The 25,402-nt window shown below is 68.3% G+C and carries 22 protein-coding genes and 3 tRNA genes; 15 read left to right on the top strand and 10 right to left on the bottom strand.

All coding sequences use genetic code 11. From position 1 onward, the window contains the following. The first annotated feature begins 1 nt into the window (after position 1). From ACQCSY_RS07420 to ACQCSY_RS07400, 5 genes are all read left to right on the top strand, one after another. Positions 2-2,749, top strand: coding sequence for a PEP/pyruvate-binding domain-containing protein (locus tag ACQCSY_RS07420; protein ID WP_427134465.1), 2,748 nt, complete (start codon positions 2-4; stop codon positions 2,747-2,749). An 88-nt stretch (positions 2,750-2,837) separates the two neighbouring features. Then, on the top strand, positions 2,838-3,557 hold the full coding sequence (locus ACQCSY_RS07415; protein ID WP_427134463.1) for a hypothetical protein: 720 nt from the start codon (positions 2,838-2,840) through the stop codon (positions 3,555-3,557). A gap of 96 nt (positions 3,558-3,653) precedes the next feature. Continuing rightward, positions 3,654-4,787, top strand: coding sequence for a LolA family protein (locus ACQCSY_RS07410; RefSeq protein WP_427134461.1), 1,134 nt, complete (start codon positions 3,654-3,656; stop codon positions 4,785-4,787). Positions 4,788-4,815: 28 nt separating this feature from the next. Then, positions 4,816-5,838, top strand: coding sequence for an ABC transporter ATP-binding protein (locus ACQCSY_RS07405; protein WP_427134459.1), 1,023 nt, complete (start codon positions 4,816-4,818; stop codon positions 5,836-5,838). A gap of 121 nt (positions 5,839-5,959) precedes the next feature. Next, positions 5,960-6,784 (top strand): ABC transporter permease, encoded by an 825-nt coding sequence (locus ACQCSY_RS07400; RefSeq protein WP_427134457.1) that lies wholly within the window; start codon positions 5,960-5,962, stop codon positions 6,782-6,784. 84 nt (positions 6,785-6,868) lie between these two features. Here ACQCSY_RS07400 and ACQCSY_RS07395 read toward each other — a convergent pair whose 3' ends face one another. The 4 genes from ACQCSY_RS07395 to ACQCSY_RS07380 all read right to left on the bottom strand — a co-directional run bounded on the left by ACQCSY_RS07395 (position 6,869) and on the right by ACQCSY_RS07380 (position 10,951). Beyond that, positions 6,869-8,320 carry a C40 family peptidase gene (locus ACQCSY_RS07395; protein ID WP_427134455.1) on the bottom strand — a complete coding sequence of 484 codons (1,452 nt, stop codon included), beginning with the start codon at positions 8,318-8,320 and terminating at the stop codon, positions 6,869-6,871. A 260-nt stretch (positions 8,321-8,580) separates the two neighbouring features. Next, positions 8,581-9,507, bottom strand: a complete 927-nt coding sequence (locus ACQCSY_RS07390; RefSeq protein ID WP_427134453.1) for a cation diffusion facilitator family transporter — start codon at positions 9,505-9,507, stop codon at positions 8,581-8,583. Positions 9,508-9,517: 10 nt separating this feature from the next. Next, complete coding sequence (locus tag ACQCSY_RS07385) at positions 9,518-9,955, bottom strand: metallopeptidase family protein (RefSeq protein WP_427134451.1); 438 nt, start codon at positions 9,953-9,955, stop codon at positions 9,518-9,520. Positions 9,956-9,964: 9 nt separating this feature from the next. Then, entirely contained in the window at positions 9,965-10,951 is a 987-nt protein-coding gene (locus ACQCSY_RS07380) for a DMT family transporter (RefSeq protein ID WP_427134449.1), read from the bottom strand. 170 nt (positions 10,952-11,121) lie between these two features. Between ACQCSY_RS07380 and ACQCSY_RS07375 the strand changes: the two genes are divergently transcribed. The 8 genes from ACQCSY_RS07375 (at position 11,122) to ACQCSY_RS07340 (ending at position 15,697) form a co-directional block, all read left to right on the top strand. Beyond that, on the top strand, positions 11,122-11,745 hold the full coding sequence (locus ACQCSY_RS07375) for an FMN-binding negative transcriptional regulator (RefSeq protein ID WP_427134447.1): 624 nt from the start codon (positions 11,122-11,124) through the stop codon (positions 11,743-11,745). 50 nt (positions 11,746-11,795) lie between these two features. Beyond that, positions 11,796-12,332: a methyltransferase family protein gene (locus tag ACQCSY_RS07370; protein ID WP_427134446.1), complete on the top strand. Its 537-nt coding sequence runs from the start codon at positions 11,796-11,798 to the stop codon at positions 12,330-12,332. Positions 12,333-12,517: 185 nt separating this feature from the next. Next, positions 12,518-12,590, top strand: a tRNA-Glu gene (locus ACQCSY_RS07365). Between the two features lie 96 nt (positions 12,591-12,686). Further along, a tRNA-Asp gene (locus tag ACQCSY_RS07360) sits at positions 12,687-12,760 on the top strand. Positions 12,761-12,808: 48 nt separating this feature from the next. Beyond that, positions 12,809-12,884 (top strand) — tRNA-Phe (locus ACQCSY_RS07355). Between the two features lie 253 nt (positions 12,885-13,137). Continuing rightward, positions 13,138-13,593 carry a hypothetical protein gene (locus tag ACQCSY_RS07350; protein ID WP_427134444.1) on the top strand — a complete coding sequence of 152 codons (456 nt, stop codon included), beginning with the start codon at positions 13,138-13,140 and terminating at the stop codon, positions 13,591-13,593. A 235-nt stretch (positions 13,594-13,828) separates the two neighbouring features. Then, on the top strand, positions 13,829-14,059 hold the full coding sequence (locus ACQCSY_RS07345) for a hypothetical protein (RefSeq protein ID WP_427134442.1): 231 nt from the start codon (positions 13,829-13,831) through the stop codon (positions 14,057-14,059). A gap of 252 nt (positions 14,060-14,311) precedes the next feature. Next, positions 14,312-15,697, top strand: a complete 1,386-nt coding sequence (locus ACQCSY_RS07340; protein WP_427134440.1) for an MFS transporter — start codon at positions 14,312-14,314, stop codon at positions 15,695-15,697. Positions 15,698-15,764: 67 nt separating this feature from the next. Here ACQCSY_RS07340 and ACQCSY_RS07335 read toward each other — a convergent pair whose 3' ends face one another. The 6 genes from ACQCSY_RS07335 to ACQCSY_RS07310 all read right to left on the bottom strand — a co-directional run bounded on the left by ACQCSY_RS07335 (position 15,765) and on the right by ACQCSY_RS07310 (position 22,888). Beyond that, positions 15,765-17,003 carry an amidohydrolase family protein gene (locus tag ACQCSY_RS07335; RefSeq protein WP_427134438.1) on the bottom strand — a complete coding sequence of 413 codons (1,239 nt, stop codon included), beginning with the start codon at positions 17,001-17,003 and terminating at the stop codon, positions 15,765-15,767. Between the two features lie 25 nt (positions 17,004-17,028). After that, entirely contained in the window at positions 17,029-18,048 is a 1,020-nt protein-coding gene (locus tag ACQCSY_RS07330) for an ABC transporter ATP-binding protein (protein WP_427134436.1), read from the bottom strand. A gap of 7 nt (positions 18,049-18,055) precedes the next feature. After that, positions 18,056-19,123 (bottom strand): ABC transporter ATP-binding protein, encoded by a 1,068-nt coding sequence (locus ACQCSY_RS07325; protein ID WP_427134434.1) that lies wholly within the window; start codon positions 19,121-19,123, stop codon positions 18,056-18,058. Continuing rightward, complete coding sequence (locus ACQCSY_RS07320; RefSeq protein WP_427134432.1) at positions 19,120-20,121, bottom strand: ABC transporter permease; 1,002 nt, start codon at positions 20,119-20,121, stop codon at positions 19,120-19,122. The genes ACQCSY_RS07325 and ACQCSY_RS07320 overlap by 4 nt, the downstream gene beginning before the upstream one ends. 62 nt (positions 20,122-20,183) lie before the next feature. Continuing rightward, positions 20,184-21,908: an ABC transporter substrate-binding protein gene (locus tag ACQCSY_RS07315; RefSeq protein ID WP_427134430.1), complete on the bottom strand. Its 1,725-nt coding sequence runs from the start codon at positions 21,906-21,908 to the stop codon at positions 20,184-20,186. A gap of 44 nt (positions 21,909-21,952) precedes the next feature. Continuing rightward, the gene (locus ACQCSY_RS07310) at positions 21,953-22,888 is read right to left on the bottom strand and encodes an ABC transporter permease (RefSeq protein WP_427134428.1); all 936 of its coding nucleotides are present in this window, start codon (positions 22,886-22,888) and stop codon (positions 21,953-21,955) included. A 292-nt stretch (positions 22,889-23,180) separates the two neighbouring features. Between ACQCSY_RS07310 and ACQCSY_RS07305 the strand changes: the two genes are divergently transcribed. Then, complete coding sequence (locus ACQCSY_RS07305) at positions 23,181-24,647, top strand: chlorohydrolase family protein (protein WP_427134426.1); 1,467 nt, start codon at positions 23,181-23,183, stop codon at positions 24,645-24,647. 49 nt (positions 24,648-24,696) lie between these two features. Then, complete coding sequence (locus ACQCSY_RS07300) at positions 24,697-25,383, top strand: GntR family transcriptional regulator (RefSeq protein WP_427134424.1); 687 nt, start codon at positions 24,697-24,699, stop codon at positions 25,381-25,383. Positions 25,384-25,402: the final 19 nt, after the last annotated feature.

Genomic DNA, 25,402 nt, shown 5'->3' with positions numbered 1-25,402 from the left:
GATGGAGCAGCTCAGCGCCGAGGATACGTCCCGGCACGATCTGGTCCTCGCGCTCGGACTCATCAGCAGGGACATGCTGCCCGAGGTCGGCGGCAAAGCGGCGAACCTGGGCGAACTGGCGCGGGCCGGGCTGCCGGTTCCTGCCGGGTTCTGCCTGACCACGCAGGCGTACCTGCGCGCCACGGCGCCCGCCGGGCTTGCGGAGGTCCACAGCGCCCTCGCCGCTTCCGCCCCGGATGATCTGCCGGCGCTGGCCGCGCTCGCCGCGAAGGCCCGCGGACTGGTCCTCAGTGCCGACGTCCCCGCCGACATTGACGCTGCCGTGCGGGCCGCCTACGCCGCGCTGGGCGCGGACGCTGCCGTCGCGGTGAGGTCCTCCGCCACGGCCGAGGACCTGCCGTTTGCCAGCTTCGCCGGCCAGCAGGACACGTTCTTGAATGTGGTCGGCGCGGAGGCCGTGCTGGCCGCCGTCCGGAAGTGCTGGGCCTCGCTGTGGACGGACCGGGCTGTGACGTACCGCGCCGCGCAAGGGATCGGCCCGTCCACCGTATCGCTCGCGGTGGTGGTCCAGCGCATGGTGGACGCAGCTGTGGCAGGAGTGCTGTTCACGGCAAACCCGGTGACCGGGCGGCGGCACGAGGCCGTCATCGACGCCAGTACCGGGCTCGGCGAGGCGGTGGTGTCCGGGGCCGTCAACCCGGACCACTTCGTGCTGGACGGCGCCACTGGAAAGATCCTGGAACGACGGATCGGGGACAAAAGCCTTGTCATCCGTCCGCTGCCAGGCGGCGGAACCGAGCGGGTCCCACAGCCGGGTGCGGGGTCCGCCGCCAGCCTGGACGACGCCCAGCTCGCCGCATTGGAACTTTTGGGCCGCCGCGCAGCGGTGCACTTCGGCTCGCCGCAGGACCTCGAATGGGCCATCGGCGGGGACGGCGCCCTGTGGCTGACGCAGTCCAGGCCCATCACGACCCTCTACCCCCTTCCCCAGAAGCCCCCGGCGGGAGAGGGGCTGCGCGTCTACCTGTGCTTCAGCCTGGCCCAGGGGCTGACCCGCCCGCTGACACCGATGGGGCTGGCCGGCATCAGACTCATCGCCTCATCCGTGGCCAAGGCAGCGCACTTTGACGTACCGGAGCCGCGCAACGGCCCGTCGCCGTACGCAGAGGCCGGGCAGCGTATCTTCTTCGACCTCACGGCCGTGGTCCGCAGCAAGACGGGCCGGGCGATCGTCCCCCGGGTGTTCGACGTCATGGAGGCGCGGTCCGCCACTGTGCTACGCCGGCTCTTCACCGATGCCAGGCTGTCCGTCACCAACACGTCCCCGCGGCGGCTCCTTCGGCACATCGCCCCCGTGGCGGCCCGGGCCAGGGTGCCGGAGTCTGTGGTCCGCGCCCTTGTCCGTCCCGAGGCTGCACTCCGCCGGGTCGAACGCATCGGCGAGAGGCTCAGGACCTCGCTCGTTGTGCCCGCCGGCGCCACTGCGGCGCAGCGGCTGGACCACGCTGAGCGCATCCTGGGACGGGAAGTCTTCCCGGTGGTTCCCAACATCCTGCCGCTGCCGGCCCTGGGCTTCGCCCTGCTGGCCGTGGCCGGGAAGCTGGTGGGCGGCCGGGCGGAGCCGGGGGAGCTGCAGTCGGTCCTGAGGGGACTCCCCAACAACGTGACCACTGAAATGGGCCTGGACCTGTGGGGGCTCGCCTCTGCGATCCGGGCCGACGCCGGATCTGCCGCGGTGTTCGCCGAAGCAGTGTCTTCCGATGCGGCGGTATCGGAGCTGGCGCGCCGCTACCGCTCCGGCGAGCTTCCCGCCGTCGTGCAGTCCGGGCTGTCAGGCTTCCTTGGCCGCTACGGCCACCGGGCGGTGGCGGAAATAGACCTCGGGATGCCACGCTGGTCCGATGACCCGACCCATATTCTGGGGGTCCTGGCCAACTATCTGCGGCTCGATGATCCCGCCCAAGCCCCGGACCGTAAGTTCAGCAAGGCGGCGCGCGAGGCGGAGGCCCAGGTGGAGCGGCTCGTGGCCGCGGCGCGGGAGCGGAGCCGCCTGCGGGCCGGGCTGGTGCGGGCCGCGCTGAAACGGACCCGGATGTTCGCGGGCCTGCGTGAACTGCCGAAGTACCACCTCGTGGAGGCGTTGGGCGCGGTCCGGGAACAGCTCACGGCCGTCGGGGCGGAGCTGGCCGCGGCCGGACGCATCGACGCAGCCGATGACATCTTCTTCCTTGACTTCGCCGAAGCGCACGAGGGGCTGGGCGGGACCCTGTTGCACGGGATCGTGGCCCAGCGCCGCGAAGCCTACGTGGCTGAACTCGGCCGGCGGCACATTCCCCGGGTGCTGCTCTCGGACGGTACGGAGCCCGAAGCGCTGCAGACCGTCTCGGGCGGGCCGGCCGGCGCGGCGGCAGGCGCGGCGGCGGGGGCAGCGGCGGGGCTCCTGTCCGGCACGCCGGCCTCGGCCGGCACCGTTACCGCCCGGGCCCGCGTGATCCTGGACCCGCAGGGGGCGCACCTGGAGCCCGGCGAGATCCTGGTCGCCCCGTCCACGGACCCCGGCTGGACGCCGCTGTTCCTGACGGCGGGAGGACTCGTGATGGAAATGGGCGGACCCAACTCCCACGGGGCCGTCGTCGCCCGGGAATACGGGATCCCGGCGGTGGTCGGTGTGCCGGACGCCACCGCCAGGATTTCCACGGGACACAACATCACGGTCGACGGCGCCGCCGGCACCGTAGCGCAGGGCTAATTGTGCCGCCGATTGTGCCGCTGATTGTGCCGTCAGGCCGGCGGGGGAGTCCACGGTGCCGGGGCCGATGCCTCGCTACAGTGGGGCCATGAGTGAACAGCACGGCCCCGGGGCCCCGTCGGTGGGCGCAGCAGACAGCCCTACGCCACGTCCGCTGCCCCGGGACGAGGATGCCTGGCTGCCGGGGTGGCTGGTGCGGCGTCCGCTCACTGCCGGCTGGGCCTGGACCGGATTCTGGGCGGCCCTGATCATTGCCGACGAATTTGTCGACCTCGCAGGCTGGTCCTGGTATGTGCTGGTCGGGATGGCCGCGCTGCCCACACTGCTGGCGACTATCGCCCTGCTGCATGCGACACCCCGCAGATTCCTGAAGCCGCGGCGGGACTCGGTGCTGGGCCATTTCTTTGTCCGCTTCCTCGCCCTCATTGCGGCCTTCCTCGTGTGGGGCGTATCGGTGGTCATGAGCGCCTCCATCTCTACGACCATCCAGTCGCTCGTCGGCGCATCAGAGCGGGAGGTCACGTCCGTGGGATTCAACCTCCTGTTGGCCGCGATTCCCCTCGCGGTATCCGTGCTGTGGCTGGCGTTCATCATCCGCTGCGCCTGGTTCCTCCGCAGGCTCAGGGGCTGGAAACAGGAACCGGGGCCGGGCGCCGTGCCCAAGAAGTTCCTGCGCTTCAGGCCGCGGCTCAGGCGGGTAGCGGTGGGGCTCGCCCATCCGGGGCTGCTGCTCGTTGCCGGGCTCGGCACCTCTGTCCTCGCGCTCCTGCTGGGGGCAGTCGAACTGACCGTGAATGTCCTCAAGTAGCACGCCGCCGAGTCGGAGTGAGGCGTAGTGTTGAACTATGAGCTGCAATGTTGGAGCGCGGATTCTTGGAGCGCGGGTTTTTGAAGCGCGGTCACAATGACCCGCAAATGGCTGCGCTGGCTGCCCGCCGTGGCCGTTCCTGCTGTCATCGCCGCCGGTGTGCTGGCCGGATCCCCGGCAAGCGCCGGGGATCCCCTGCCGGCCAAGACGCCGGAGCAAGTGCTGCAGTTGATTGCCCAGCACCGCGACCAGGCGCTCTCCGGAACCCTGGAGCAGGCCTCGGAGATCGGCCTTCCTGAACTCCCTAAAGTCGGGCCTGGCGCCGACTCCTCCGATACCGCCTGGCTCGAGCTGCTGACGGGTCCGCACACGGCGCGGGTTTATCTCGACGGGCCGGACAACGCCCGTGTCCAGGTGATGGACCGGATGGCTGAACGGAACGCCATCAGGCACGGCACCGAGCTGTGGTTCTACAACTCCAAGGACAACACCGCAGCGCATGTCCGGCTGCCGGCCGACGCCGCCGACCGCCACGCGGACCACAACGGCACCATGCCCACGCCCGATCGGCTCGCCGCCACGCTGCTCGCCAAACTCGACGCAAGCACGGACGTGGCTGTCGGCCCCGATGTCCAGGTGGCCGGCCGGGCCGCGTACAACCTCATGCTCACCCCGAAGTCTTCGACCACCCTGGTCGCGTCCATCGCGATCTCGGTTGACGGCCAGAGCGGGCTGCCGCTGGGCGTTGAGATCAAGGCCCGCGGGCAGGCCGATCCCGCCTTCCGGATCGCTTTCACCAGCTTAAAGCTCGAGGCCCCGGACGCATCAGTCTTCAACTTCACTCCGCCGCCGGGCGCCACCGTCAAGGAGATACCGGTCCCGGCGCACAAGTCGGAGGACGTCAGGACGCCGTCGGATAAGACCTCGAAGGACGCCCACCGGCCCACCGTCACCGGATCCGGCTGGGAGTCCGTCATCGGGTTCCCCGCGGGAACCGGAGCACCGGCAGGTCTTGGGGCGCCGGACCAGGCCTCGCCCCAGCAGCCGTCGCCGGACCAGACCGGCGGGTCGACGTCGGGAGCGGCTTCGCTGCTCCAGCAGGCCACTGTCCCCGTCCCCGGCGGCCGGCTCTTGTCCACCGCGCTCGTGAATGTGTTGATCCTCGACGACGGCCGCATCTTCGTTGGCTCCGTGCCCCTGGAGCGGCTCCAGTCCGCGGCACAGGGATGACTGCCGGTGACTGTCCGGTGACCGCCCAGTGACCGCCGTCGGGCCCGCTGCCGAACTGAGCATTGAGACCACGGCCCTCAGCAAGCGGTTCGGCCATCAGCTGGCCGTTGACGGAGTCGACCTGGCGGTGCCGAGAGGCTCGGTCTTCGGTTTCCTGGGCCCCAACGGCTCAGGCAAGACCACCACCATCCGGCTCATGCTGGGCCTGGCCGCGGCCACCGGCGGCTCCGTACGCGTCCTGGGCGAGGAGATGCCCCGGCAGCTGCACGAAGTGCTGCCCCGGGTGGGGGCCCTCGTCGAAGGACCAGCGTTCTATCCATTCCTGTCCGGCGCGGCCAACCTGCACCGCATGGACGCTGCGGACCCCCTTGGTTCGGCCGACACCCGGCGGGCCCGGGTCCAGTCAGCGCTCGAGCGGGTGGGCCTGACGCACGCCGCGGACAAGAAGGTGCGGGCGTACTCGCTTGGGATGAAGCAGCGCCTGGGCATTGCCAACGCCCTGCTGGCTCCCCGGGAGCTCCTGGTGCTGGACGAGCCCACCAACGGCCTGGACCCGCAAGGCACGCGGGAGGTGCGGAACCTGGTGCGCTCGCTCGCCGCCGACGGCGCCACCGTGTTTGTGTCCAGCCACCTGCTCGCCGAGGTTGAACAGATCTGCACGCACGCGGCCATCATGAGCGCGGGGCGGCTGGTGGCCCAGGGGACCCTGGCGGAGCTGCGCCGGGCAGGCCAGGCCCGGATCCGTGTGCTCACGCCCGACCCCGGGGCCGCGGTGCAGGTGCTGGCCGGCCTGGGCCTGAACGCCAGCAGCAGTTCAGCCGTCGGCAGTTCAGCTAGCGGCAATCCAAACGGCGGCAGTTCCTCAGGCGCGGGCGAGGTGCTCTTTGCGCCACTGTCCGCTGCCGCCTCCGACGGCGGGGTGGCGCCTGAAGCTGTGGTGGCGGCGCTCGTCGCTGCCGGTGTCCGGGTCCGCGGGTTCGCGACGGAGCAGGTCAGCCTGGAGGACCGCTTTCTGGCGCTGACGGGGGAGGGGTTCGACGTTGTCCAGTGATACGTCCGCGGACGGCGGCGCATCCGCCCCGCCGTCCGCGCCTCCGTCTTCCACCCCGCCTTCTTCCGCCCGGCCTTCTTCCGCCCCGCCGTCCGCCCCGCCTTCCGCCCGGCGCCGTCCCGTGTCGGCTCGACGCGGCGGCGGCCTGCTTGCGTCCGAGCTGGGAGTGCTCTTCCGCCGCCGCAGGACCTGGGCCATGCTTTGTGCCCTGGCCGCCATCCCGGTCCTGATCGCCGTCGCCGTGAGGGTGTCATCCGCCGTGCCTGCGGGCCGCGGGCCGGCGTTCCTGGACCGGATCACCCAGAACGGATTGTTCGTCGGCGTGACGGCGATGCTGGTGTCCGTTCCGCTGTTCCTCCCGCTCACCGTGGGGGTCGTGGCGGGGGACACGATTGCCGGGGAGGCCGGGCTGGGGACCCTGCGTTACCTGCTCGTCGCCCCAGCGGGCCGGATCCGGCTGCTGCTCGTGAAGTATGCCGGCGCGGCCGTATTCGTCGTCGTCGCCCCGCTCGTGGTGGCGCTGGTCGGGGCCGGAATCGGTGCGGCGCTCTTCCCCGTGGGGCCCGTGACGCTGCTCTCCGGCGACTCGATCGGGACGGGTGAGGCCATGGTGCGGCTGCTGCTGATCGCCGCCTATCTGGCTGTCTCCCTGCTCGGGCTCTCGGCGATCGGCCTCTTTACGTCCACGCTGACGGACGTGCCGGTGGGAGCCATGGCGGCCACCGTGGTGCTCTCAGTCGTCTCGCAGGTCCTGGACGCGCTGCCGCAGCTGGAATGGCTGCACCCCTGGCTGTTCAGCCACTACTGGCTGGACTTCGGCGACCTTCTCCGCCAGCCGGTTTCCTGGGACTCCTTTGCCAGCAACGCGCTGCTGCAGGGCGGGTACCTCGCCGTCTTCGGGGCGCTCGCCTATGGCAGGTTCATCACGAAGGACGTACTCTCCTAGTTTCCCGTCCCGACGCCGCCGGGCTCCCTGCGTCCCGACGCCGTCCCAACTCACTGCCTACGGGCTCACTGCGACAACGTCGCCTCAGTACCGGGCAGCGTAGGGGTACAGCTGCATCCCGGACATGGAGGCAAGATCGGTCACGGTAATGCCGTCATCCGGGTTCAGCGCCTGGACCACCCTGCTGCCGCCGAGATAGATGGCCACATGGTAGAAGCCCGGTGCCGAGCCCCAGACCAGCAGGTCGCCGGGCTGGGCCTGGGAGAGGGGCACGTGCACAGGCGCCTGTGCGAACTGCTGGGCGGCCGTGCGGGGCAGGTATTTTCCGGCCGCGGCGAACGCGGTCTGCACCAGGCCGGAGCAGTCAAAGCCATAGGCTCCGCTTCCGCCGTACTGGTAGAAGTACGGCGCACCGGTCTTGCCGAGAGCCACCGACATGGCGGTCTGGTTGGAGCCGCCGGGCGACGGCGCCGGAACGGGCGCCGGTTCCGGCACGGGCACGGGTAACGGAGCCGGACCGGGCGCAGGTTCGGGTTCTGGCGCTGGAGCAGGGTCCGGCGCCGGCGGCACTTGGGCCGGGGCACCGGGATCCTGGACGGGTGCGGCGGCGGGAGCCGGCTGGGCTGCCGGTGCGGCAGGTTGCCAGGCGGCCTGGTTTCCCGGAGCCGGTTGCGGCGCAGGGCCCGGCGGCGCAGCGGTCAGGGCCGCGAGCCGCTCCTGCTGGCGCTGGCTGTCCAGGGCGTCCGCCCGCGCTGATTCCAGCGCGGCGGTGGTGTTTTTGAGGCTTGCCAGCTGGTCCACCAGCACTGTCCGTTGCGCCCTGGCTTCGGACATGGCCTGCCGCTGGGCGTCGTTGGCGCGCTCGGCGTCGACCTTCCGGGATTCTGCCGTCCGGGCCGCCTCGTCCGCGGCGCTGTTGGCCTCTGCCGCGGCAGCCGTCAGTGACTCCGCCGCGACGGCGGCGGTCTCCGCGGACTGGAAGGCCCTCGTGCGGCCGGCCGTCACGGCCTCAAGGGTCGCGGCCTCCTGAAGCGCCTGCGCTGTGCCGCTGACAAAGCTGCTGAGGGCCGGATTCAGTCCGCCGTTGCGGTACAGATTGCCGGCCAGTTGGCCGATCTGCTTGCGGGTCTTCTGCTGTTCCGCCCCGGCCGCGGCAGCCTTTGCGGCAGCAAGCGCGGCCGCGTCACGCCGGATCTGAAGCTCCACGAGGGCGTCGCCGTAGGCGTTGTTGGCCTGGAGGGATGCGGCGAGGCTGGCTTCCTGGGCCGTCGAGGCATCGGCCAGGAGCCGGTCGATCCTGGTGACCTGCTCCGCCGTCGCGCTTTCACTGGATTTTGCCCCGGCGATCTCGTCCGGCGAGGGGATTTCGGGCGATGCCGGCACACGGAGCGCAGGCGCTTGGAACACAGCCGATTGCAGTGCACGCGCCGGGGACACTGGAGGGGCCGCGGCCTGCGCTGGCAGTGCCAGCGTTCCCAGGAGTACGACGGCGGCGCAGAGCACCGCGGTCTTTCGGCCGTATCCGGACCAACTCATGGGCAAACCTCGCTGAAGTCTCGCTGGCGTCTCGTTGAACGGCCAGGCTGGAATGAGCGAGGTTGGATTCTGGCGCGTGGAAAGGCCCCTCTGCGGATCACCCAGCACGGACGAGGCTACGTGCCACAGACCACTTTGGCAACACGAGTCACATCAATAACATAAACAACAACAATGTCATTTGGCCACATTCGAGCGAGGCGTGTCGGGCAGCGTGGAGGGCTGAGCGACCAGGCGCGGTCAGGAGCGACCAGGCGCGATCAGGCGTGCTGGCGGGCCTCGTGTTCCGAGTGCGTGGCGGGCTCCAGCTGGAAGGTGCAGTGCTCGGTGTCGAAATGCGAGCCGAGGCATCCGGCGAGCTTGTCCAGGACCATGTCCGCGCCACGGGCGCCCAGCGCCGCGTCCTCCACCACCACATGGGCGGAGAAGACCGGCACGCCGGAGGTGATCGTCCAGATGTGGATATCGTGGACGGACACCACGCCCTCCACTGCGAGGATGTGTTCGCGGATCATCTGGACGTCCACGCCCTTGGGAGTTGCCTCGAGGAGGACGTCCACCACGTCGCGGAGCAGGTGCCAGGCCCTGGGCAGGATCATGAGGGCAATCAGGATGGAGGCGACGGTGTCCGCCGCCTGGAACCCCGTGACCATGATGACCACCGCCGCGGCGATGACGGCAAAGGATCCGAGCAGATCGCCCAGGACCTCGAGATAGGCGCCCCGCACGTTGAGGCTTTCCTTCTGGGCGCCCCGGAGGATCAGCAGCGACACCAGGTTGGCCACGGCGCCGAGGATGGCGGCGAAGAGCATGACGCCGGTCTCCACCTCGGGGGCGGAGCCGAGCCGCCGGATGGCTTCCGTGAAGATGACCACCGAAATCACGATCAGGACCAGCGCATTGGCCAGCGCCGCCAGGACCTCGGCCCGCTGGTAGCCGTACGTGCGCAGGTCGCTGGCCGGACGGGCGGCGATCCAAGCGGCCAGCAGGGCGATGAAGACGCCGGCGGCGTCGGAGAGCATGTGCCCGGCGTCGGCGAGCAGCGCCAGGGAGCCGGACACCATGGCGCCAAGGATCTGGACCAGCACGACGGCGAGGGTAATGCCCAGGACGGCGATCAGGCGTTTCCGGTGCTTCGCAGTGCCGGTGGCCGTGATGCCGTGCGAATGACTGTGGTCGCGTCCCATGCCTACAAGGCTAGCCCCAGCCGAGCTCGTGCAGGCGTTCGTCGCTGATGCCGAAGTGGTGGGCGATCTCATGCACCACCGTGACGGTGACTTCCTCGATCACCTCCTCGCGGGATGCGCAGATCTCCAGGATGGGCAGGCGGAAGATGGTGATGCGGTCCGGGAGGGATCCGGCGCCCCACCAGGAGTCCCGTTCGGTCAGTGGCACCCCTTCGTACAGGCCCAGGAGCACCGTGTCCGGATCATCTCCGGGCTGCGGTGTGTAGTCGTCCTCGATGAAGATGGCCACGTTGTCCATGGTTTTGGCAAGGTCCGGCGGGATCCGGGCCAGGGCGTCGCTCACGGCGGCCTCGAAGTCGGCTTCGGACATCGGGAACGGTACCGAACCGGCGTCATCCCGGCTGCCGTCCGGCACGATCGGTAGGCCGGGCGGCAGCGAAGAGGGCATGCAGAAATCCTAGCGGGACCTGCGCCGGGTCAGCCCAACGCCCGCTAGGCAGATCGCGCCGCCGATCAGGCCCCAGATCGTGGGAATCTCGCCCAGCACCAGCCAGGAGATCAGGATCGTGGTGCCGGGCACGAGATAGGTCGTCGCGGCGAGCCGGCCGGCGTCGATCAGCGAGAGCGCATACGCCCAGGTGGTGAAGGCAATTGCCGTGGGGAAGACGCCGAGGTAGGCGAGCCCCAGCGTGGCCGGCAGCGGGGCCGCCTGCAGTTCGGTGATCAACTGGCCGCTGAACGGCAGGCAGCAGACGGCGCCCACCATGATGCCGAACCACGTAGCCTGGGCGGCGGGGAACTTCCGCAGCACCGGCTTCTGAACAATCACGCTCACCGCGGCGAGGGCAGCGGCCAGCAGGCAGAGCAGCACGCCGGCGACATCCGCCGTCGAGCGCTGGCCGGAACCGAGCGCGATCACCGCAACCCCGCCGAACGCCACCAGGCTTCCAATGATCAGCCAGCGCGGGAAGCCCTCCTTGAGGATGATCCCGGCCATGGCAGCGACGAGGATGGGGTTGACGTTGATCAGCAGGGCGCTGGTGCCGGCGTCGAGGAGATGCTCGGCCGCGTTCAGGGCGACGTTGTAGCCGCCGAACCACATGACGCCGTAGGCCAGGATGGGCCACCACTCGCGGCCCTTGGGCAGCGCCCGCAGCTTCGGCAGCACCACGAGGCCCAGCACGACGGCGGCAATCGCCAGCCGTCCCAGCGTCAAGGAGCCGGGCGAGAAGCTGGGACCCACGGCCCGGATGCCCACGAAGGCGGAGGCCCAGAGCACCACGGTGACGACGACGGCGGCGATGCCGAGCCTGCTGATCTGGCCGGGCTGGGCCGGGCGGTTGGGACGGACGGGGGTGGGAGCGGGGGCGGGGACAGCAGTGTGCGGCGGCACTTCATGGGTGCCTGCAGACTGGGAGGGGCCGGATTCGGCGGTTGTTGCCATGCTGCCAATCTAGCCTTTCACGTGCGCCGGCGGCTGGCGGAAATCGGTCACTTCTCCTCGAAAAACCGCCAAAGTGGGCCATTGGTGCGCGGCTGACTTAGCCGCTGGCCCGATGACCAGCGCACTACACTTTCGGCTAAAGGACGCTGTCGAATCAAAGGAAAGTGCCCATGTACGTCCCCGCCCACTTCGAAGCCGACCGCGAGGCGATTCAGGATTTCCTGGCCCGGCCAGGCGCCGCCAACCTCGTCACCCATACCGCTCAGGGGCTCCTGGCTACCTTGCTGCCCTTCGTTCATGACCCGACGATCGGGGATCACGGGGCGCTGCTGGGGCATGTGGCCCGCAATAACTCCCAGTGGTCGGAACAGGCCATGGGCGAATCCCTGGTGATTGTCCAGGGGCCGGACGCGTACATTTCTCCGGCGTGGTACGCATCGAAGGCCGAGCACGGACGCGTCGTTCCGACCTGGAACTATTCCACCGCGCACGTGTACGGCAAGCTGGTCATCCACGACGACCCGGCGTGGCTCGGCGGCCTTGTGCGACGTTTGACCGACATGCACGAATACGGCTCGGACCGGCCCTGGTCCGTTGACGATGCCCCCGAGCGTTACATCGCGGGGCAGCTTCGCGCAATCGTCGGCGTCGAACTCCTCATCACGAGGGTCGAGGCGAAACTCAAGCTCAGCCAGAACCGGCCCAGTGCCGACATCGATGGAGTAGTTGCCGGGCTTGACGCCCGAGGCCATTCTGGCGCTGCCGCCGCCGTCGAGCGGGCGCGTCCACGATAATCTTGCGCCGCAGCATGTACGCCTGAACTTATGGGGTGCAAAATGGCCCCATGGAGGCATCCGCAGATTCCAAGAATGAGGAAAGGCGGGCGGTCATCGGCACCGCGGCGTTCGCCGTCGTCCCGGCGTCGGTTGCCTTTCTGGTGCCGCGGCTGCTGACGCGCTGGACCGTGCGGCGTCCCGTCACGGGCGGACTGCCGGCACAATGTGCAGGAGCCGTGCTTGTCGGTTCAGGGGCGGCGGTGCTCGCGAATTCCTTCGTGCACTTCGCAGTGGAGGGCGTTGGAACCCCGGCCCCGGTTGCGCCGCCGAAGCATCTGGTTGTCGGCGGCGTTTACCGTTTCGTGCGGAACCCGATGTATGTGGCCATAGCGGCCGCGGTTACGGGACAAGGGCTCCTGCTCGGACAGCCGAAGCTTTTCCTGGCGGCGGCCTTGGGCGCCATCCCCGTGACGGCCTTCGTCAGGCTCTATGAGGAGCCCACGCTGGCGCGGACATTCGGCGCCGAATATGAAGTGTACCGGCAGAATGTCCCGCGGTGGCTGCCGCGGCTCACTCCCTGGCGGCCCGACGTGACGGCACCATAGCCGGCTCCAAGCGGCCGCCCGGAGATGGCCGCCGGCAGCCGCCCCGGCGTTCGCGGAACCCCATTTTGGATAATCCGGAGGTTGGCCCTATAGTTTTATAGGTCCAGTTCGGAGGAACCCGAAAGGACAAAAACGGAAGGCTTCGGCCCTTAATTTTTGCCCTTATTCAGTCGAACTGCGTTCTGGCCCCCATCGTCTAGCGGCCTAGGACACCGCCCTTTCACGGCGGCGGCACGGGTTCGAATCCCGTTGGGGGTACGCAAGGAACTGGTCAAAGCGGATGTAAAAGTCTGGTAGGCTAAAGGCCTTGAAAAATTGCGGTAGCGATACTGCAGACATGCAAGAAACAATCAAGGCCCTGTAGCGCAGTTGGTTAGCGCGCCGCCCTGTCACGGCGGAGGTCGCGGGTTCAAGTCCCGTCAGGGTCGCTCTGATTGCCGGAAGAAATTCCGGCCGTCAAGGTGACATGTCACCTAGGCTCTGTAGCTCAGTTGGTAGAGCGTTCGACTGAAAATCGAAAGGTCACCGGATCGACGCCGGTCGGAGCCACCACTGGGAAGCATCAGTTCTTCGGAACTGGTGCTTTTCTTCTTTAACGCCCGGCGGGACCATCGATTGCTCCGCATCCGCCGTTTTGGGCCGCCATAAGGGCAGTTACGGAGCAATCGACGCATCCGGCCGCCCCGCTTGGGCATCGCCCGGTCATCCCGGCTAGACTCGCACGCTGGGGAAAGAACGCCAAGGCCGCCGGCAGCCCGATCCGGGCCGGCGGCGCAATCTCAACCAGAAAAGTGATTCTGCAAACGTGACTTTGAACAAAATTGCACGACCCTTGACCGTAGCCGCCCTCTTCGCCACCCTGGCCCTTACCGCCTGCTCGGCGCCGGAAGCCGGGAGCACGGCGTCGTCCGCGGCCGCCAGCTCCTCTCCCGCCTCCGCGACACCGAGCGCCAGCAAGTCCTCGGGCCCGTATGGTGACTTCGCCACGGCCGCCGAGGCCTGCACCAAGATCTCGGAGCAGGCCACCGGCGCCACGCTGCTGCCGCTCTCTGCAGCGCAGGGCAAGACGGCGGAACTGGAACAGTTCAAGGCGGAACTGAGCAAGACCGCGGAGAGCGTCCCGGACAGCCTCAAGGCCGACTTCGCCAAACTCAACCAGGTGGCAGTCGCGGGAGTGACCGATCAGACCGTCTTCTCCAGCGGAAAACTCCAGGCCGCCATGGCTCCCGTGACGAGCTGGCTCGCCACGAACTGCAAGTAATCCACAGGCCCGGCCGTGTTCAGCGGCGTTCCCCCGGCGGTACCCTTGGGCCAGCAGTGCTAGCAACAGCCCATCCGGCACGACCTCCGCCAGCCCGGACGCGTCGGGCACCTCGGCCACGCCGGGGGGTGCCGGCAGCGCCGCCGCAGCCGGTGGAGACGCCGGCAGCGGAGGGCTGGGCGGCTTCGGCAGCATCGAGGAGGCCTGTGGCGCCGTCAGCGCCACCGCGCTGTCCATGCTGGCCCTGCCCATGGCGGCGGTGACGGGCAACGAAACCGCCGAGGTGGAGAAGGCCCGGGCTGCACTGGCGACGTTGCAGGGCCAGGTACCGGCAGAGCTCAAGGATTCCATCGACAAGCTGAAGTCGATCACAGACGATGCCGGCCAGGATTTTTCCAAGTTCGACAGCGAAGACTTCGACAAGGCCATCGCCCCGATCGACAGCTGGCTGCAGTCCCGCTGCTGACGGAGCCGCACCGACGCTCCAGTGTTCCAGTGTTGAGGACAGTGTTGCGGACATCCCGGCGCCAAGCGTCCAACCGTCCCGGTTCCGGGCCCTGGGAGTCCATCGCGCGCACTCACCCGCCGCTTTGGTATTCCAAGAAGAATTTCCTCTGCTGGACGAGGTGATTCTCCGCGCATTGTTGCCGTGGTTTACTTTCACCACGTCATCCAATAGTCTTTTTGGTATACCAAATGGAATTCTGAGGAGACGACCGTGGGAGAAACACGTCAGGCCAGCCCAAGGCTGCCCGCGGGCCGTGCTCAACTGAATACAGCTCGGCTGAAGGCACCCCGGCTGAAGACAGCCGGGGTGCTGATCGCCCTGACGCTCGTCTCGGTCAATCTCCGGCCCGCGATCACCACGGTGGCAGGCGTCATGGGGCAGCTCCGGGCGGCCTTCGATCTGGATCCCCGGCTGCTTCCGCTCCTCGGGGCGCTTCCGGTGCTGGCGTTCGGCATCTCCGCGCCGTGCGGTCCGTGGCTCGCCCGGCGGCTCGGTGCCGGGCGCGCGGTGGCGGTGGCGCTGCTGGTGCTGGCGGCCGCGCTCACCGTGCGCGTCCTGATGCCCGTGTTCCTGCTGCCCGGGACGTTCCTTGCCGGGGTGGCGATCATGACGGCCAGCGTGCTGGTGCCGCAGATCGTCAAGGCCAACCGCGGCACAGGCTGGTGGACAGGGCTGTGCACCATGGGCTTCGGGCTCGGCGCGGCGCTGGGGGCCGGGCTCGTGCAGCCGCTCCAGCATGCCCTGGGCGGAAGCCTTCCCCGGGCACTGGCCGTTTGGGCGGTGCCCGCCCTGCTGGGCGCTGCGCTGATCTACCGCTCCGGCGGCGGACGCGCGGTCTTGGCGAACCCGCCGGCCCGCGCCGCGGCCCCGGGCACTGCCGCTGAGGAACGCCCGACGCCGGGTGCTCGGCAGAATGCCGCACCGGCAGTGCCGCTGTGGAAGCAGCCGACGGCGTGGGCCGTGACCGCGTTCTTTGGGCTGCAGGCCATGCTGTACTTCGCCATCACCTCGTGGCTGGCCGTCTACCTCGTCTCAAAGGGCCTGGCCGCGGGCGATGCCGCGGCGCTGCTGGCCTGGTTCAGCCTGGCCGGCCTGCCCGCGAGCCTCCTGGCACCCGTGCTGGCCGGGCGCCCGGCCGTGCTGCGGATCATGGCCCCCGGGCTGGGGATCCTGGTGGCCGCCGGGCTGCTCGGCGTCCTGCTGGCCCCGGCCGGGCTGCAGTTCGTCATGGTGGGGCTTCTGGGGATTGTCCAGAGCGCAGGGTTCGGGCTCGCCATGGCCCTGGTGGTCATCCGTTCCGCAGGACCGCAGACGGCGGGAAAGCTGTCCGCGATGAGCCAGGGACTCGGCTTCGCACTGGCCTCCCTGGGGCCGCTCGGTGCGGGCCTGCTGCACGGGTGGACCGGCGGCTGGGAGGCCACGTTCTGGGCCCTCGCCGGTGAAGCCGTGCTCCTCGCCGTCGCCGGATACGTCGCCGTGAACGGGCCGCTTGCGTCCGTGGAGGCTGACGGGACCGAGGCACCCGCCGAGCCGGCCCCTGAAACCGGCCCGCCGCCGTCGCCCGCTGAACGTCGCCCACTAAACGTCGCCCGCTAAACAAGGCACAACCAGAAGTGGCCGGTCCCTCCGCGGAGGAACCGGCCACTTCTTGCACGCGTGAAAACTAGACGAGCTGAAGCCCGTCTGCCACCACCTTCCCGCGGTGAATCACCGTGCGGTCGGTGCCGCGGTCCATCACCGCGGAGGCAACTGTCTCGCCGTCGAGCAGCAGCAGGTCGGCGGGATCTCTGGCCTCGACGCCGGGCCGGTGGGCCGTGCCCTTGAGCCGGGTGGCGGACGGGTCCAGGACGCTGGCGCCGCCCACCGTGGCGATCGCGAGGCAGTGCTCGATGAGCTCGTCCCTGCGGAAGCCGTGCGTGAACGCGAGCTGCCAGGTGCGGTCCAGCATGTCCGTGTTGCCGTAGGGGGACCAGTAGTCGCGCTGGCCGTCCTCACCCAGGCCCATCCGGACACAGGCCTCGGCGAGCAGCGGGATCGGCAACTGACCCGAGACGGACGGCGCCACGGACGCCAGCGAGACGTCCAGCTCGGCAAATTCCTCGATCAGCCGGCGCGTGGTGGCCTCGGAAACGCTGCCCAGCTGGTAGGCGTGGGACATGGTGACCTTGCCCTGCATGCCGAGGGCGCGGGTGCGCTCCAGGACCAGGTCCGTGCTGAAGACGCCGAGTTCGCCGGGTTCGTGCAGGTGGATGTCGATGGGGACCTGGTACTTCTCGGCCAGGCCGAAGACGATGTCCAAGTGCCGGGCCGGGTCTCGGTCCAGGCTGCAGGGGTCGATGCCGCCCATGACGTTGGCGCCGGCCTTGAGGGCCTCCTCCATGAGCGGCACGGTGCCTTCCTCGAGCAGGAGTCCGGCCTGCGGGAAGGCGATGATCTCGACGTCGGCCCGGTCCTTGAACTGCTCCTTGGCGGCAAGTAATGAGTCGAAGCGCTCCAGACGGCAGTCCACGTCCACCTGGGCGTAGGACCGGACGCGGGTGGTGCCCCGTGCGATCATCCGGCCGAGCGTGTCGTTGACCCGTTCCTGAAGCGGGACCTCCGCGTGGCGCCAGTTCTGCCGGTCGTTCATCATCATGGTCCACACGCCGGGGCCGCCGGTGTGTTCCCGGAAGGGCAGGCCGATCCGGGTGGAGTCCAGATGGACGTGCACATCGGAGAATGACGGCACCAGCAGACGGCCGCGGCCTTCGACGACGGTGACGTCTTCCCCGGTGACGGCGTCGACGGAGGGCGCTATGCGCGCCGGGTCATGCGGCTCGACCCCGGTGATCTTGCCGTCCGCGATGGTGACGTCGCTCAGCGTTTGCCCCCACGGGCGGACGGCTCGGATCAGGGTGTTCAATGTGTTGCTCCTTTTGCTAGTGGATCTATTGCACACCGGCCAGCGCCGCGGCGGCCAGTCCTGCGTGGTGGCAGGCCGGCACGGCCGGGCCGGCGGGGGCCGGGATGTGGCTGATGCAGCGCTGCCGCTGTTCTTCGGGCAGGGTGCCGATCAGCGGGCAGCGCGTACGGAACACGCAGCCGCTGGGCGGATTGGCGGGGGAGGGCAGGTCGCCGCGGAGCCGGATCTTCACTTGTTCGCGGGCGGCCCGCGGATCGGGCAACGGCACGGCCGAGAGCAGCGCCTTGGTGTAGGGGTGCAGGGGGTTCCGGAAGAGTTCGTCGCGCGGGCCCTGCTCCACGATCTTGCCCAGGTACATCACGGCCACCTCGTGGGAGATGTGCCGGACCACTGAGAGGTCGTGGGCGATGAAAATGTAGGACACGCCGGTGTCGCGCTGGATTTCCTGCAGCAGGTTGACCACCTGGGCCTGCACGGAGACGTCCAGGGCGGAGACCGGTTCGTCGCAAACAATCACTGAGGGGTTGAGCGAAATGGCCCGGGCGATGCCCACGCGCTGGCGCTGCCCGCCGGAGAATTCATGCGGGAACCGGTTGTAGTGCTCCGGTTTGAGCCCTACCTGGTCCAGCAGTTCCTTCACCCGGTTCTTCAGCCCGCCGGGCGGGGTGATCTTCTGTGCCACCATCGGGGCGGCGATCGCGGTGCCCACGGTCTGCCGCGGATTGAGCGAGGCGAAGGGATCCTGGAAGATCAGTTGGACCTTGCGCCTGAAGTCATACAGGTCCCGGCCGCGCAGCTGGCTGATGTCGGCGCCGTCGACGACGATCCGGCCGCCGGTGGGGTCCATCAGGCGGGCCACCATGCGGCCGGTGGTGGACTTGCCGCAGCCCGACTCGCCCACGAGCCCCAGGGTCTGGCCGCGGCCGAGACTGAACGAGACGCCGTCGACGGCCTTGACCGAACGGTTGCCGGAAGCGAACAGCCCGCTCTTGATGGGGAAGTGTTTCTGGAGATTCTCCACCTGGAGAATGGCCTGGTTGTCCATGGCGGTCCTAACTCGACGTCCGGATGGTGATGATCTGCGGGCCACTCAAGTGGCAGCGCTTGCCGTGGCCGTCCTCGACGAGCAGTTCGGGCCGCCGGCTGTGGCAGACGCCGTCGCCGGCGAGTTCGGCGTATTCGCAGCGGGCGCTGAAAATGCAGCCCGCGGGCAGGTCGAGCAGCGACGGCGGCTGGCCGGGGATGGGGTTGAGTCGGCTTGCGGGGCTGCTGAGGGTGGGCATCGACTTGAGCAGCCCCAGCGTGTACGGGTGCTGGGTGTCGTAGAAGATCTCGTCGACGGGCCCGGATTCCACGCATTGGCCGCCATACATGACCAGCACGGAGTCGCAGACCTCGGCCACCACGCCGAGGTCGTGGGTGATGAGGATGAGCGCCGAGTTGGTTTCCTGCTGGAGTTCGGACATGAGGTCCAGGATCTGGGCCTGGACGGTGACGTCCAGGGCCGTGGTAGGCTCGTCGGCGATCAGCAGCTCCGGTTCGCAGATCAGCGCCATGGCGATCATGGCGCGCTGGCGCATGCCGCCGGAGAAGTGGTGCGGGTATTCATCGAAGCGCTGCTCCGGGCTGGGAATGCCGACCCTTCCGAGCATGTCGACGGCGGCAGCACGGGCCTGCTTCTTGCTCGCCTTGTTGTGGACGAGGTAGGCCTCGGCGATCTGGTGGCCCACGGTGTAGAACGGGTGCAGGGCCGAGAGCGGGTCCTGGAAGATCATGCCGATGTTGCGGCCGCGCAGCCGGCGCATCCCGGCCTCGGGCAGCGTGACGAGGTCCCTGCCCTGGAAGAGGGCCTGCCCCGTGACCTGTGCCGAGGTGCCCTTGAGCAGGCCCATCAGTGCCTGGCTCGTGACGGACTTCCCGGAGCCGGATTCGCCCACGATGCCCAGGGTCTGGCCGCGCTCCAGGGCGAAGTCCATGCCGTTCACGGCGGAGACGACGCCGTCGTTGGTGGGGAACTTCACGGAAAGGTTGCGGACCTCGAGGAAGGCGCCGGTGGCCGGCCCGACGTCGCGCGTGGCGGCCGCCGGGCCGCTGTGCGGGCTGGGTTGGAGTTGGGTCATTGGAGCCTCACTCGGGGATCGATGGCGGCATAGGCAAAGTCGACGACGACATTGGCCACGATGACGAAGAAGGCGGCCAGCATGGTGATGGCCATGGTCACGGGCAGGTCGCCGGAGATGGCGGCGTGGACGGCGGTGAAGCCCAGGCCGGGGACGGAGAAGATCTGCTCGGTGAGGACGGCGCCGCCCAGCAGCAGGCCGATGTCCATGCCGAGCATGGTGACGATGGGCGTGATGCCGGCCCGGACGCCGTGCTTAAAGGTGACGGTCCGCGGGGCGAGGCCCTTGGCCCGGGCGGTGCGGATGAAGTCCTCGCCGAACGTCTCGATCATGTTGGTGCGGGTGACCCTGATGTAGGCGGCGCTGAACAGCACGGCCAGGGCGATCCACGGCAGCAGGTAGTTGGCCACCCAGGCCATCGGGCCCTGCGGCCCGAAGGGGCTGTTGATCTGGTTGGTGGTGAACGGCAGCAGGTGCAGCTGGTTCACGAACAGCAGCAGCAGGAACAGGCCCGTGACGGGGATGGGGAGCGAGACGCCCACGGAGGCGGCGCCTACGATGAATTTGTCGGTAGCTGAGCCCTTGCGCAGGGCGGCGAGCAGCCCGAGCCCGACGCCGGAAACGGTCCACAGGACGAGCGCGCCGACGGCCATGGACAGCGTGTAGGGCAGGGAGCGGACGATGATGTCCGCGACGTTCTCATTGGTCTGGAAGGACTTGCCGAGGCACGGCCACTGGCAGACGGATTCGGCGCCCGGGGCGCCGATCATGCGCGGGGAAAACAGTCCGCGCATGTAGTCGAGGTACTGGATGAAGAAGGGCTGGTCCATGCCCAGTGCCACGCGGGCCTCGGCCACGCGTTCCGGCGTGCACTCCTGGCCGCAGGCGGCCGCGGCCGGATCGGAGGGGCCGAGCTGGAAAAGCGTGAAGGTGATGAAGCTGACCGCGGCGAGCAGCAGGACCAGCGAGCCGGCTCGGCGAAGAATGAATGTGATCATGGTGGTGGTTGCGGGCCGCCCGGTTGCCGGGCGGCCCGCTTCTCCTTCTGGACGAAGCCTGTCTAGTGCTCGACGCCGACGATCGAGAGGTCGATTCCGCCGAAGAAGTAGCCCACCTGGGCATTGCGGACGTTGGAGCCCACCACGCTGTTGGTGTGGGAGCGGATGAGCGGGATGATCGGGTACGTCTTCAGGGCCGCGCCGAATGCCTCGGACCACTTCTGGCCCAACTCCTCGGAGGATCCGGCGGTGTTGCGCAGTTCAAACATGGCCTTGGAGACCTGGGGGTCGAAGTAGCGCGAGGTGTTGGAGAAGCCGTAGCTGGTGCCGTCGTTGTTCGGGCCCAGGATCGGGTCCGCCGAGGTGCGGATCGAGGCCGGGTCGGCGCCGCCGCACCAGCCCGAGCGTCCGATGTCCGGCAGCTGATCGCTGGCCATGATCGAGTAGTAGTTCGGGGCCGGGATCGGCACGAGTTCAACATCGATGCCCAGGGCCTTCAGGTTCTGCTGCACGACGGTGCCGGTGTTCTTGTAGGCGTCGCGGTTGTTGGCGTAGCCGTACGTCAGGGTCTTGGGGTAGTTCTTGCCTTCGAGGAGCTTCTTGGCTTCCTCCAGCTTGGGCTTGCCGCTGGGGTCAAGCTCCAGCTCCTGCGCCACGTAGCCGCGCATCTTGGAGTTCAGCGGGCTCTGCGTGATCTCGCCGAAGCGGCGTCCGCCGTACTGCACCAGGATGGACTGGCGGTCCAGGGCGAGTGCGATGGCCTTGCGGACGTCCGGGTCCGTGATCTTCTCCGTGTTCAGGCTCAGGACGTCGTTGCAGCCCAGCAGGCCTGAGGCCACACGGTCCTTGACGGCGGCGTCGGCGAGCTTGGCCGAATCGGAGGTCTGCAGCGCACCGTTCGAATCCAGGGTGATGGAGTCCGGGTCCGAGTTGGCCAGCAGTTGCTGGCTGATGGTGGCCTGGGACGTGGAGAGCGAGAAGCTGAAGGTGTCCGGCAGCGCGGAGCGGTTGGGGTCCGTGGCGGCGTCCCAGTGCGGGTTGCGGACGAGCTTGAGGGACTTGCCGCGGTTGTAGGACTCCACCATGTACGGGCCCGAGGATACCGGGTGGTTGGTGTAGTCCAGCTTGCTGTCCTTGGCCTGCGGCACCGGGGCGGTGTTGGAGCGCGATGCCAGCGCCGGGAACTCGGCGAACGGCTTCTTCAGGTGGAACACCACGGTGCGCTCATCCGGGGTATCGACGGCCTGGAGCACCGCGGAAGGGTCCTTGTACGGCCCCTTGTACCCGGCGGCGTCGAGCGCTGCGTTGAGCTCCTGCGGGGCCTGGGTGTAGACATCCTGGGCGAAGGTCCGCTCGATGCCGTACTTGATGTCCGCGGAGGTGATGGGGCTGCCGTCCTCGAACTTCACGCCGTCCTTCAGCGTGTAGGTCCAGCTCAGGCCGTCCGTGGAGACCATGCCGGTGTCCGTGGCGAGGTCGGGGACCACTGTGGGCGGCTGGCCGGCGGTCTCCTTGGCCATGGTCAGGGTGCGGTAGTACAGCTGGCCGACGTTGGCTGTCTGGACGTAGTTGCTGTTGCCGGGGTCCAGGGTCTGGAAATCCGAGGACATCAGGACGTTGATGTTGCCGCCCTTGGCGCTGAAGCCGGATTTGACCACGTTCGGTGCGAGTTCGCTGACCGACTCGGCGGGTTTGGCGTTGCCAGGCTGGTTCTGAGTGGCGGCGCAGCCGGTGGCGGCCATCGCAATCAGCACGGAGAGTGCCAGGGCTCTGGTGAGGGTATTCATGTTGCTCCTCGTGGGGGTGTCATTGAACGGAGAAGTGCGGTGGGCTAGTGGCGGGAGGCCTTGGGGTCCAGGGCGTCCCGCACGGCGTCGCCGAGCAGGTTGAACGCCAGGACGGTGACGACGAGCATGATGCCGGGCACGGCCAGGAACCATGGATCGCTGAGGTACCAGTTGCCGGACTGCGCGGCGTTGAGCATCTGGCCCCACGACGGTGTGGGATCCTTGACGCCGACGCCGAGGAAGGACAGGGCGGCTTCGGCGGAGATGTTGGTGGGGATGAGCATGGTGGCGTAGACGAGCACGACGCCCATGACGTTCGGGATGATCTGGCGGAACAGCACGCTCAGGTGCGAGGCGCCGAAGGAGCGTGCCGCCTCGACGAACTCGCGTTCGCGCAGGCTCAGTACCTGGCCGCGGACGATCCGGGCGAGGTAGGCCCAGCCGAAGAAACCGAGGATGATCACGAGCGAGGCCATGGGCAGGAAGCTGCCTTCGCCCAACGGCGTGCCGCGAAGCCTGGACTGCAGGATGGGCGTCAGGGAGAGCACCAGCAGGAGGTGCGGGAAGGCGAGGAAGAGATCCATGATGCGGCTGATGATGGCATCGGTCTTGCCTCCGAAGTAGCCGGCGGCCGCACCGAGGACCGTCCCCAGCACCACCGAAACGGCGGTGGACAGCAGGGCGATGGTGAGGGAGACCTGACCGCCGTGGGCGAGCCGGGCGAAGAGGTCCCGGCCAAGACCCGGTTCGACGCCGAGCCAGTGCTGGGCCGAGGGGTACATGAAGCCGGGGAGCGGCAGGCCCGGCGTCTGGAAGTCGTCCAGGACTTCCGGGCTGGTGTTCGAGGTGTAGGGGTCATTGCCTGACAGGGCGCTGAGCCACGGGGCAAGGATGGCGAACAGCATGATCGCCACCACCACGCACAGGCTCAGCAGCGCGATCTTGCTGCGGCGGATCCGCAGCCATGCTGTCGCCAGCAATGAGCGGGCTTCGGCTGGAGCGCTGGCGGGTCTGGCATCCGGTGCCGGCGAAACCGGCGGGCTGCCTGTGCCGGGTTCGGCGGACTGTAGCTGGGTCAACGGCTGTGCTCGATTCATGATCCAGGGAGATGGCTCCGGAACTTTTCTTGTATACCAAAATAGAGTAAAGCACGATTGATGCGATGTAAATCACAAATAATGTAGTATTTGGAATACCAAACACTTGCTGCGTTACTTGCTGTGCTGCTCGCTGTGTTAGCTGTGTTAATTGCGACGAACGAAAGGACCCGCTGTGCTCACGAAGGTATCGGCCCGCTATGTACTCGGTTTCGACAAAGGGCAGCATGTGCTGCTGGATAACGCCTGTGTGGTCTACCGGGGAGACGTCATCGAGTTCGTCGGCCGCGGATATGAAGGGCCGGTTGATGAGGAACGGGATCTGGGCGATGCCCTGCTCATGCCCGGGCTCATCGACCTCGACGCTTTGACCGACATCGACCATCTGATCCTGGACAGCTGGACAGATCCCGAACTCGCCAAGGGCTACCAATGGTCCGAGGACTACTTCAGCCACCGCCGCGCCGACGTGTTCACGGCAGAGGAGCGCCAGGAGATCCGCGAATACGCCCTCATCCAGCTTGTGCTGCACGGCATCACCACCTACATGCCCATCGCCTCCGAGGTCCACTCCGCCTGGGCCGAGACCTTTGACGAGCTCGCGGGCATGGCCGAGACAAGCCGGCGGCTGGGGCTGCGCGGCTACCTCGGCCCTGCCTACCGCTCCGGCGTCAACGTTGTGCTGGATATCGGGGAGCGGTCGGTGATGTTCGACGACGAGCGCGGTGCCGAAGGCTTTGCCGACGCCCTGCGCTTCCTGGACCACGCGAAAGAGCTGGACGACCCGCTGGTCCACGGCGTCCTGCTTCCCTGCCGGATCGAAACCCTGGGCGTGGAACTGCTGAAGGCCACCGCCCGGGCATCCGAGGAACGTGACGTCCTGGTGCGCCTGCACTCCCTGCAGGGCCTCGCGGAGCGCCAGCTCATCCTGGACCGGCACGGCATCACACCTTTGGAGTTCCTGGACCAGGCGGGCCTGCTCAACGAGCGCCTCCTGATCCCGCACGCCACCTATACGGACCGCAACCCGGCCGTCCACGGGGAGGACCGGGGAGACCTCACGCGCCTCGCCGAGTCCGGCGCGAGCATCATCCACTGCCCGCTGACCTCCATGCGGTACGGCAGCGTCCTGGACTCCTTCAACGCATACAAGGAGGCAGGCATCAACATTGCGCTCGGTACGGATTCCTTCCCGCCGGATCTCATCCGCGGCATCGACGCCGGAGTGCAGCTTGCGAAGATCCTGGCCGGCACCACCGGCGCGGCCGACGTCGCCGGCTACTTCGACGCCGCCACCCTCGGCGGCGCCCGGGCCCTGCGGCGCCCGGACCTGGGACGGCTGGAAGCCGGCGCGCAGGCGGACCTCGTGGCATTCGCCCTTGATGATGTCCGCGACGGCGTCCATGACGACCCTTTCCGCACGCTCCTGCTCAACGGAACTGCACGGCAGGCCGTACTGTCGGTCGTGGCCGGCCGCACGATCATGGTCGATGGAAAAATCGACGGCGTGGATCCCGGCTACTGGCGAGTAAAAGGACAGGAACTCTTCGAAAAAATGCGGGCGGCCTACAGCGTACGGGACGCCCGGAACCGGACGTCCGACGAGCTGTTTCCTCCCGTGTATGCTCGGTTGGAACGCTGACCGGCGCCGTCCGCTCCAGGAAGCGGGCGCTGGCACAAAGGGGAGTGGAATGGTAGCTGACGCGATGCCGGAAAGCCTGAAGGGCCGCGACGATGAGGCCCGCGCGGAGCACGTCTACCAGCTGGTGCTCGAGGGCATCGTGACCGGCGAATTCGGACAGGGCATGCGGCTGCGCGAGCGGGAGTTGTCCGAGATGTACGACGTCTCAAGGATCCCGGTCCGTGAAGCGATCCAGCGCCTGGAGCAGGACGGGTTCGTCGCCACGTTCCCGCGCCGGGGAGCCGTTGTCCGCCAACTGACGCTCACCGACGTCAACGAGCTCTTCGACGTGCGGCTCTGCCTGGAAGCGTTCGCGGCCAGAATGGCAGCCACCCGCGTTGCGGAAGGCCAGTCCGGCGGACGGCTGCAGGAACTGCTCGACGAGTCCCGCACCGCCATCGACGCAGGCCGGACTGACGACGTCGCCCGTCTCAGTACGGAAATCCATGCGGAAATCGTCAGGCTTTCGGGCAACCGGCTGCTCATCGACTCCGTGAAGCCGCTGTTTGGCCGGATGCGGTGGATCTTCGGTCTGGCGCACAACCGCAGCAACGAACTGCAAAGGGACGAACACTCGGCCTTGTGCGACGCCATCCTCAAGGGCCGCCCGGACCTGGCGTACTCCCTGGCCTACTCACATATCGAGCTGGGCCGGGAGCCCGTGCTGGCCGGCCTCGTGAACCAGCTCGAACCGTAGGCGCGGCGTGGCCGGGGCA

The sequence above is a fragment of the Pseudarthrobacter sp. S9 genome (genome assembly GCF_050156545.1).
Taxonomy (GTDB): domain Bacteria; phylum Actinomycetota; class Actinomycetes; order Actinomycetales; family Micrococcaceae; genus Arthrobacter.
The sequence above is the reverse complement of the archived record's forward strand: the minus strand, read 5'-3'. Positions and strand labels throughout refer to the sequence as shown.

Bases quoted from the DNA above. Each gene is read 5' to 3' on its own strand.
- ACQCSY_RS07375 (WP_427134447.1), top strand. From the start codon at position 11,122: ATGTACGTCCCCGCCCACTTCGAAGCCGACCGCGAGGCGATTCAGGAT.
- ACQCSY_RS07395 (WP_427134455.1), bottom strand. From the start codon at position 8,320: ATGAGTTGGTCCGGATACGGCCGAAAGACCGCGGTGCTCTGCGCCGCC.
- ACQCSY_RS07380 (WP_427134449.1), bottom strand. From the start codon at position 10,951: ATGGCAACAACCGCCGAATCCGGCCCCTCCCAGTCTGCAGGCACCCAT.
- ACQCSY_RS07345 (WP_427134442.1), top strand. From the start codon at position 13,829: ATGCTGGCCCTGCCCATGGCGGCGGTGACGGGCAACGAAACCGCCGAG.
- ACQCSY_RS07325 (WP_427134434.1), bottom strand. From the start codon at position 19,123: ATGACCCAACTCCAACCCAGCCCGCACAGCGGCCCGGCGGCCGCCACG.
- ACQCSY_RS07410 (WP_427134461.1), top strand. From the start codon at position 3,654: ATGACCCGCAAATGGCTGCGCTGGCTGCCCGCCGTGGCCGTTCCTGCT.
- ACQCSY_RS07390 (WP_427134453.1), bottom strand. From the start codon at position 9,507: ATGGGACGCGACCACAGTCATTCGCACGGCATCACGGCCACCGGCACT.
- ACQCSY_RS07330 (WP_427134436.1), bottom strand. From the start codon at position 18,048: ATGGACAACCAGGCCATTCTCCAGGTGGAGAATCTCCAGAAACACTTC.
- ACQCSY_RS07315 (WP_427134430.1), bottom strand. From the start codon at position 21,908: ATGAATACCCTCACCAGAGCCCTGGCACTCTCCGTGCTGATTGCGATG.
- ACQCSY_RS07420 (WP_427134465.1), top strand. From the start codon at position 2: ATGGAGCAGCTCAGCGCCGAGGATACGTCCCGGCACGATCTGGTCCTC.
- ACQCSY_RS07385 (WP_427134451.1), bottom strand. From the start codon at position 9,955: ATGCCCTCTTCGCTGCCGCCCGGCCTACCGATCGTGCCGGACGGCAGC.
- ACQCSY_RS07320 (WP_427134432.1), bottom strand. From the start codon at position 20,121: ATGATCACATTCATTCTTCGCCGAGCCGGCTCGCTGGTCCTGCTGCTC.
- ACQCSY_RS07415 (WP_427134463.1), top strand. From the start codon at position 2,838: ATGAGTGAACAGCACGGCCCCGGGGCCCCGTCGGTGGGCGCAGCAGAC.
- ACQCSY_RS07300 (WP_427134424.1), top strand. From the start codon at position 24,697: ATGGTAGCTGACGCGATGCCGGAAAGCCTGAAGGGCCGCGACGATGAG.
- ACQCSY_RS07370 (WP_427134446.1), top strand. From the start codon at position 11,796: ATGGAGGCATCCGCAGATTCCAAGAATGAGGAAAGGCGGGCGGTCATC.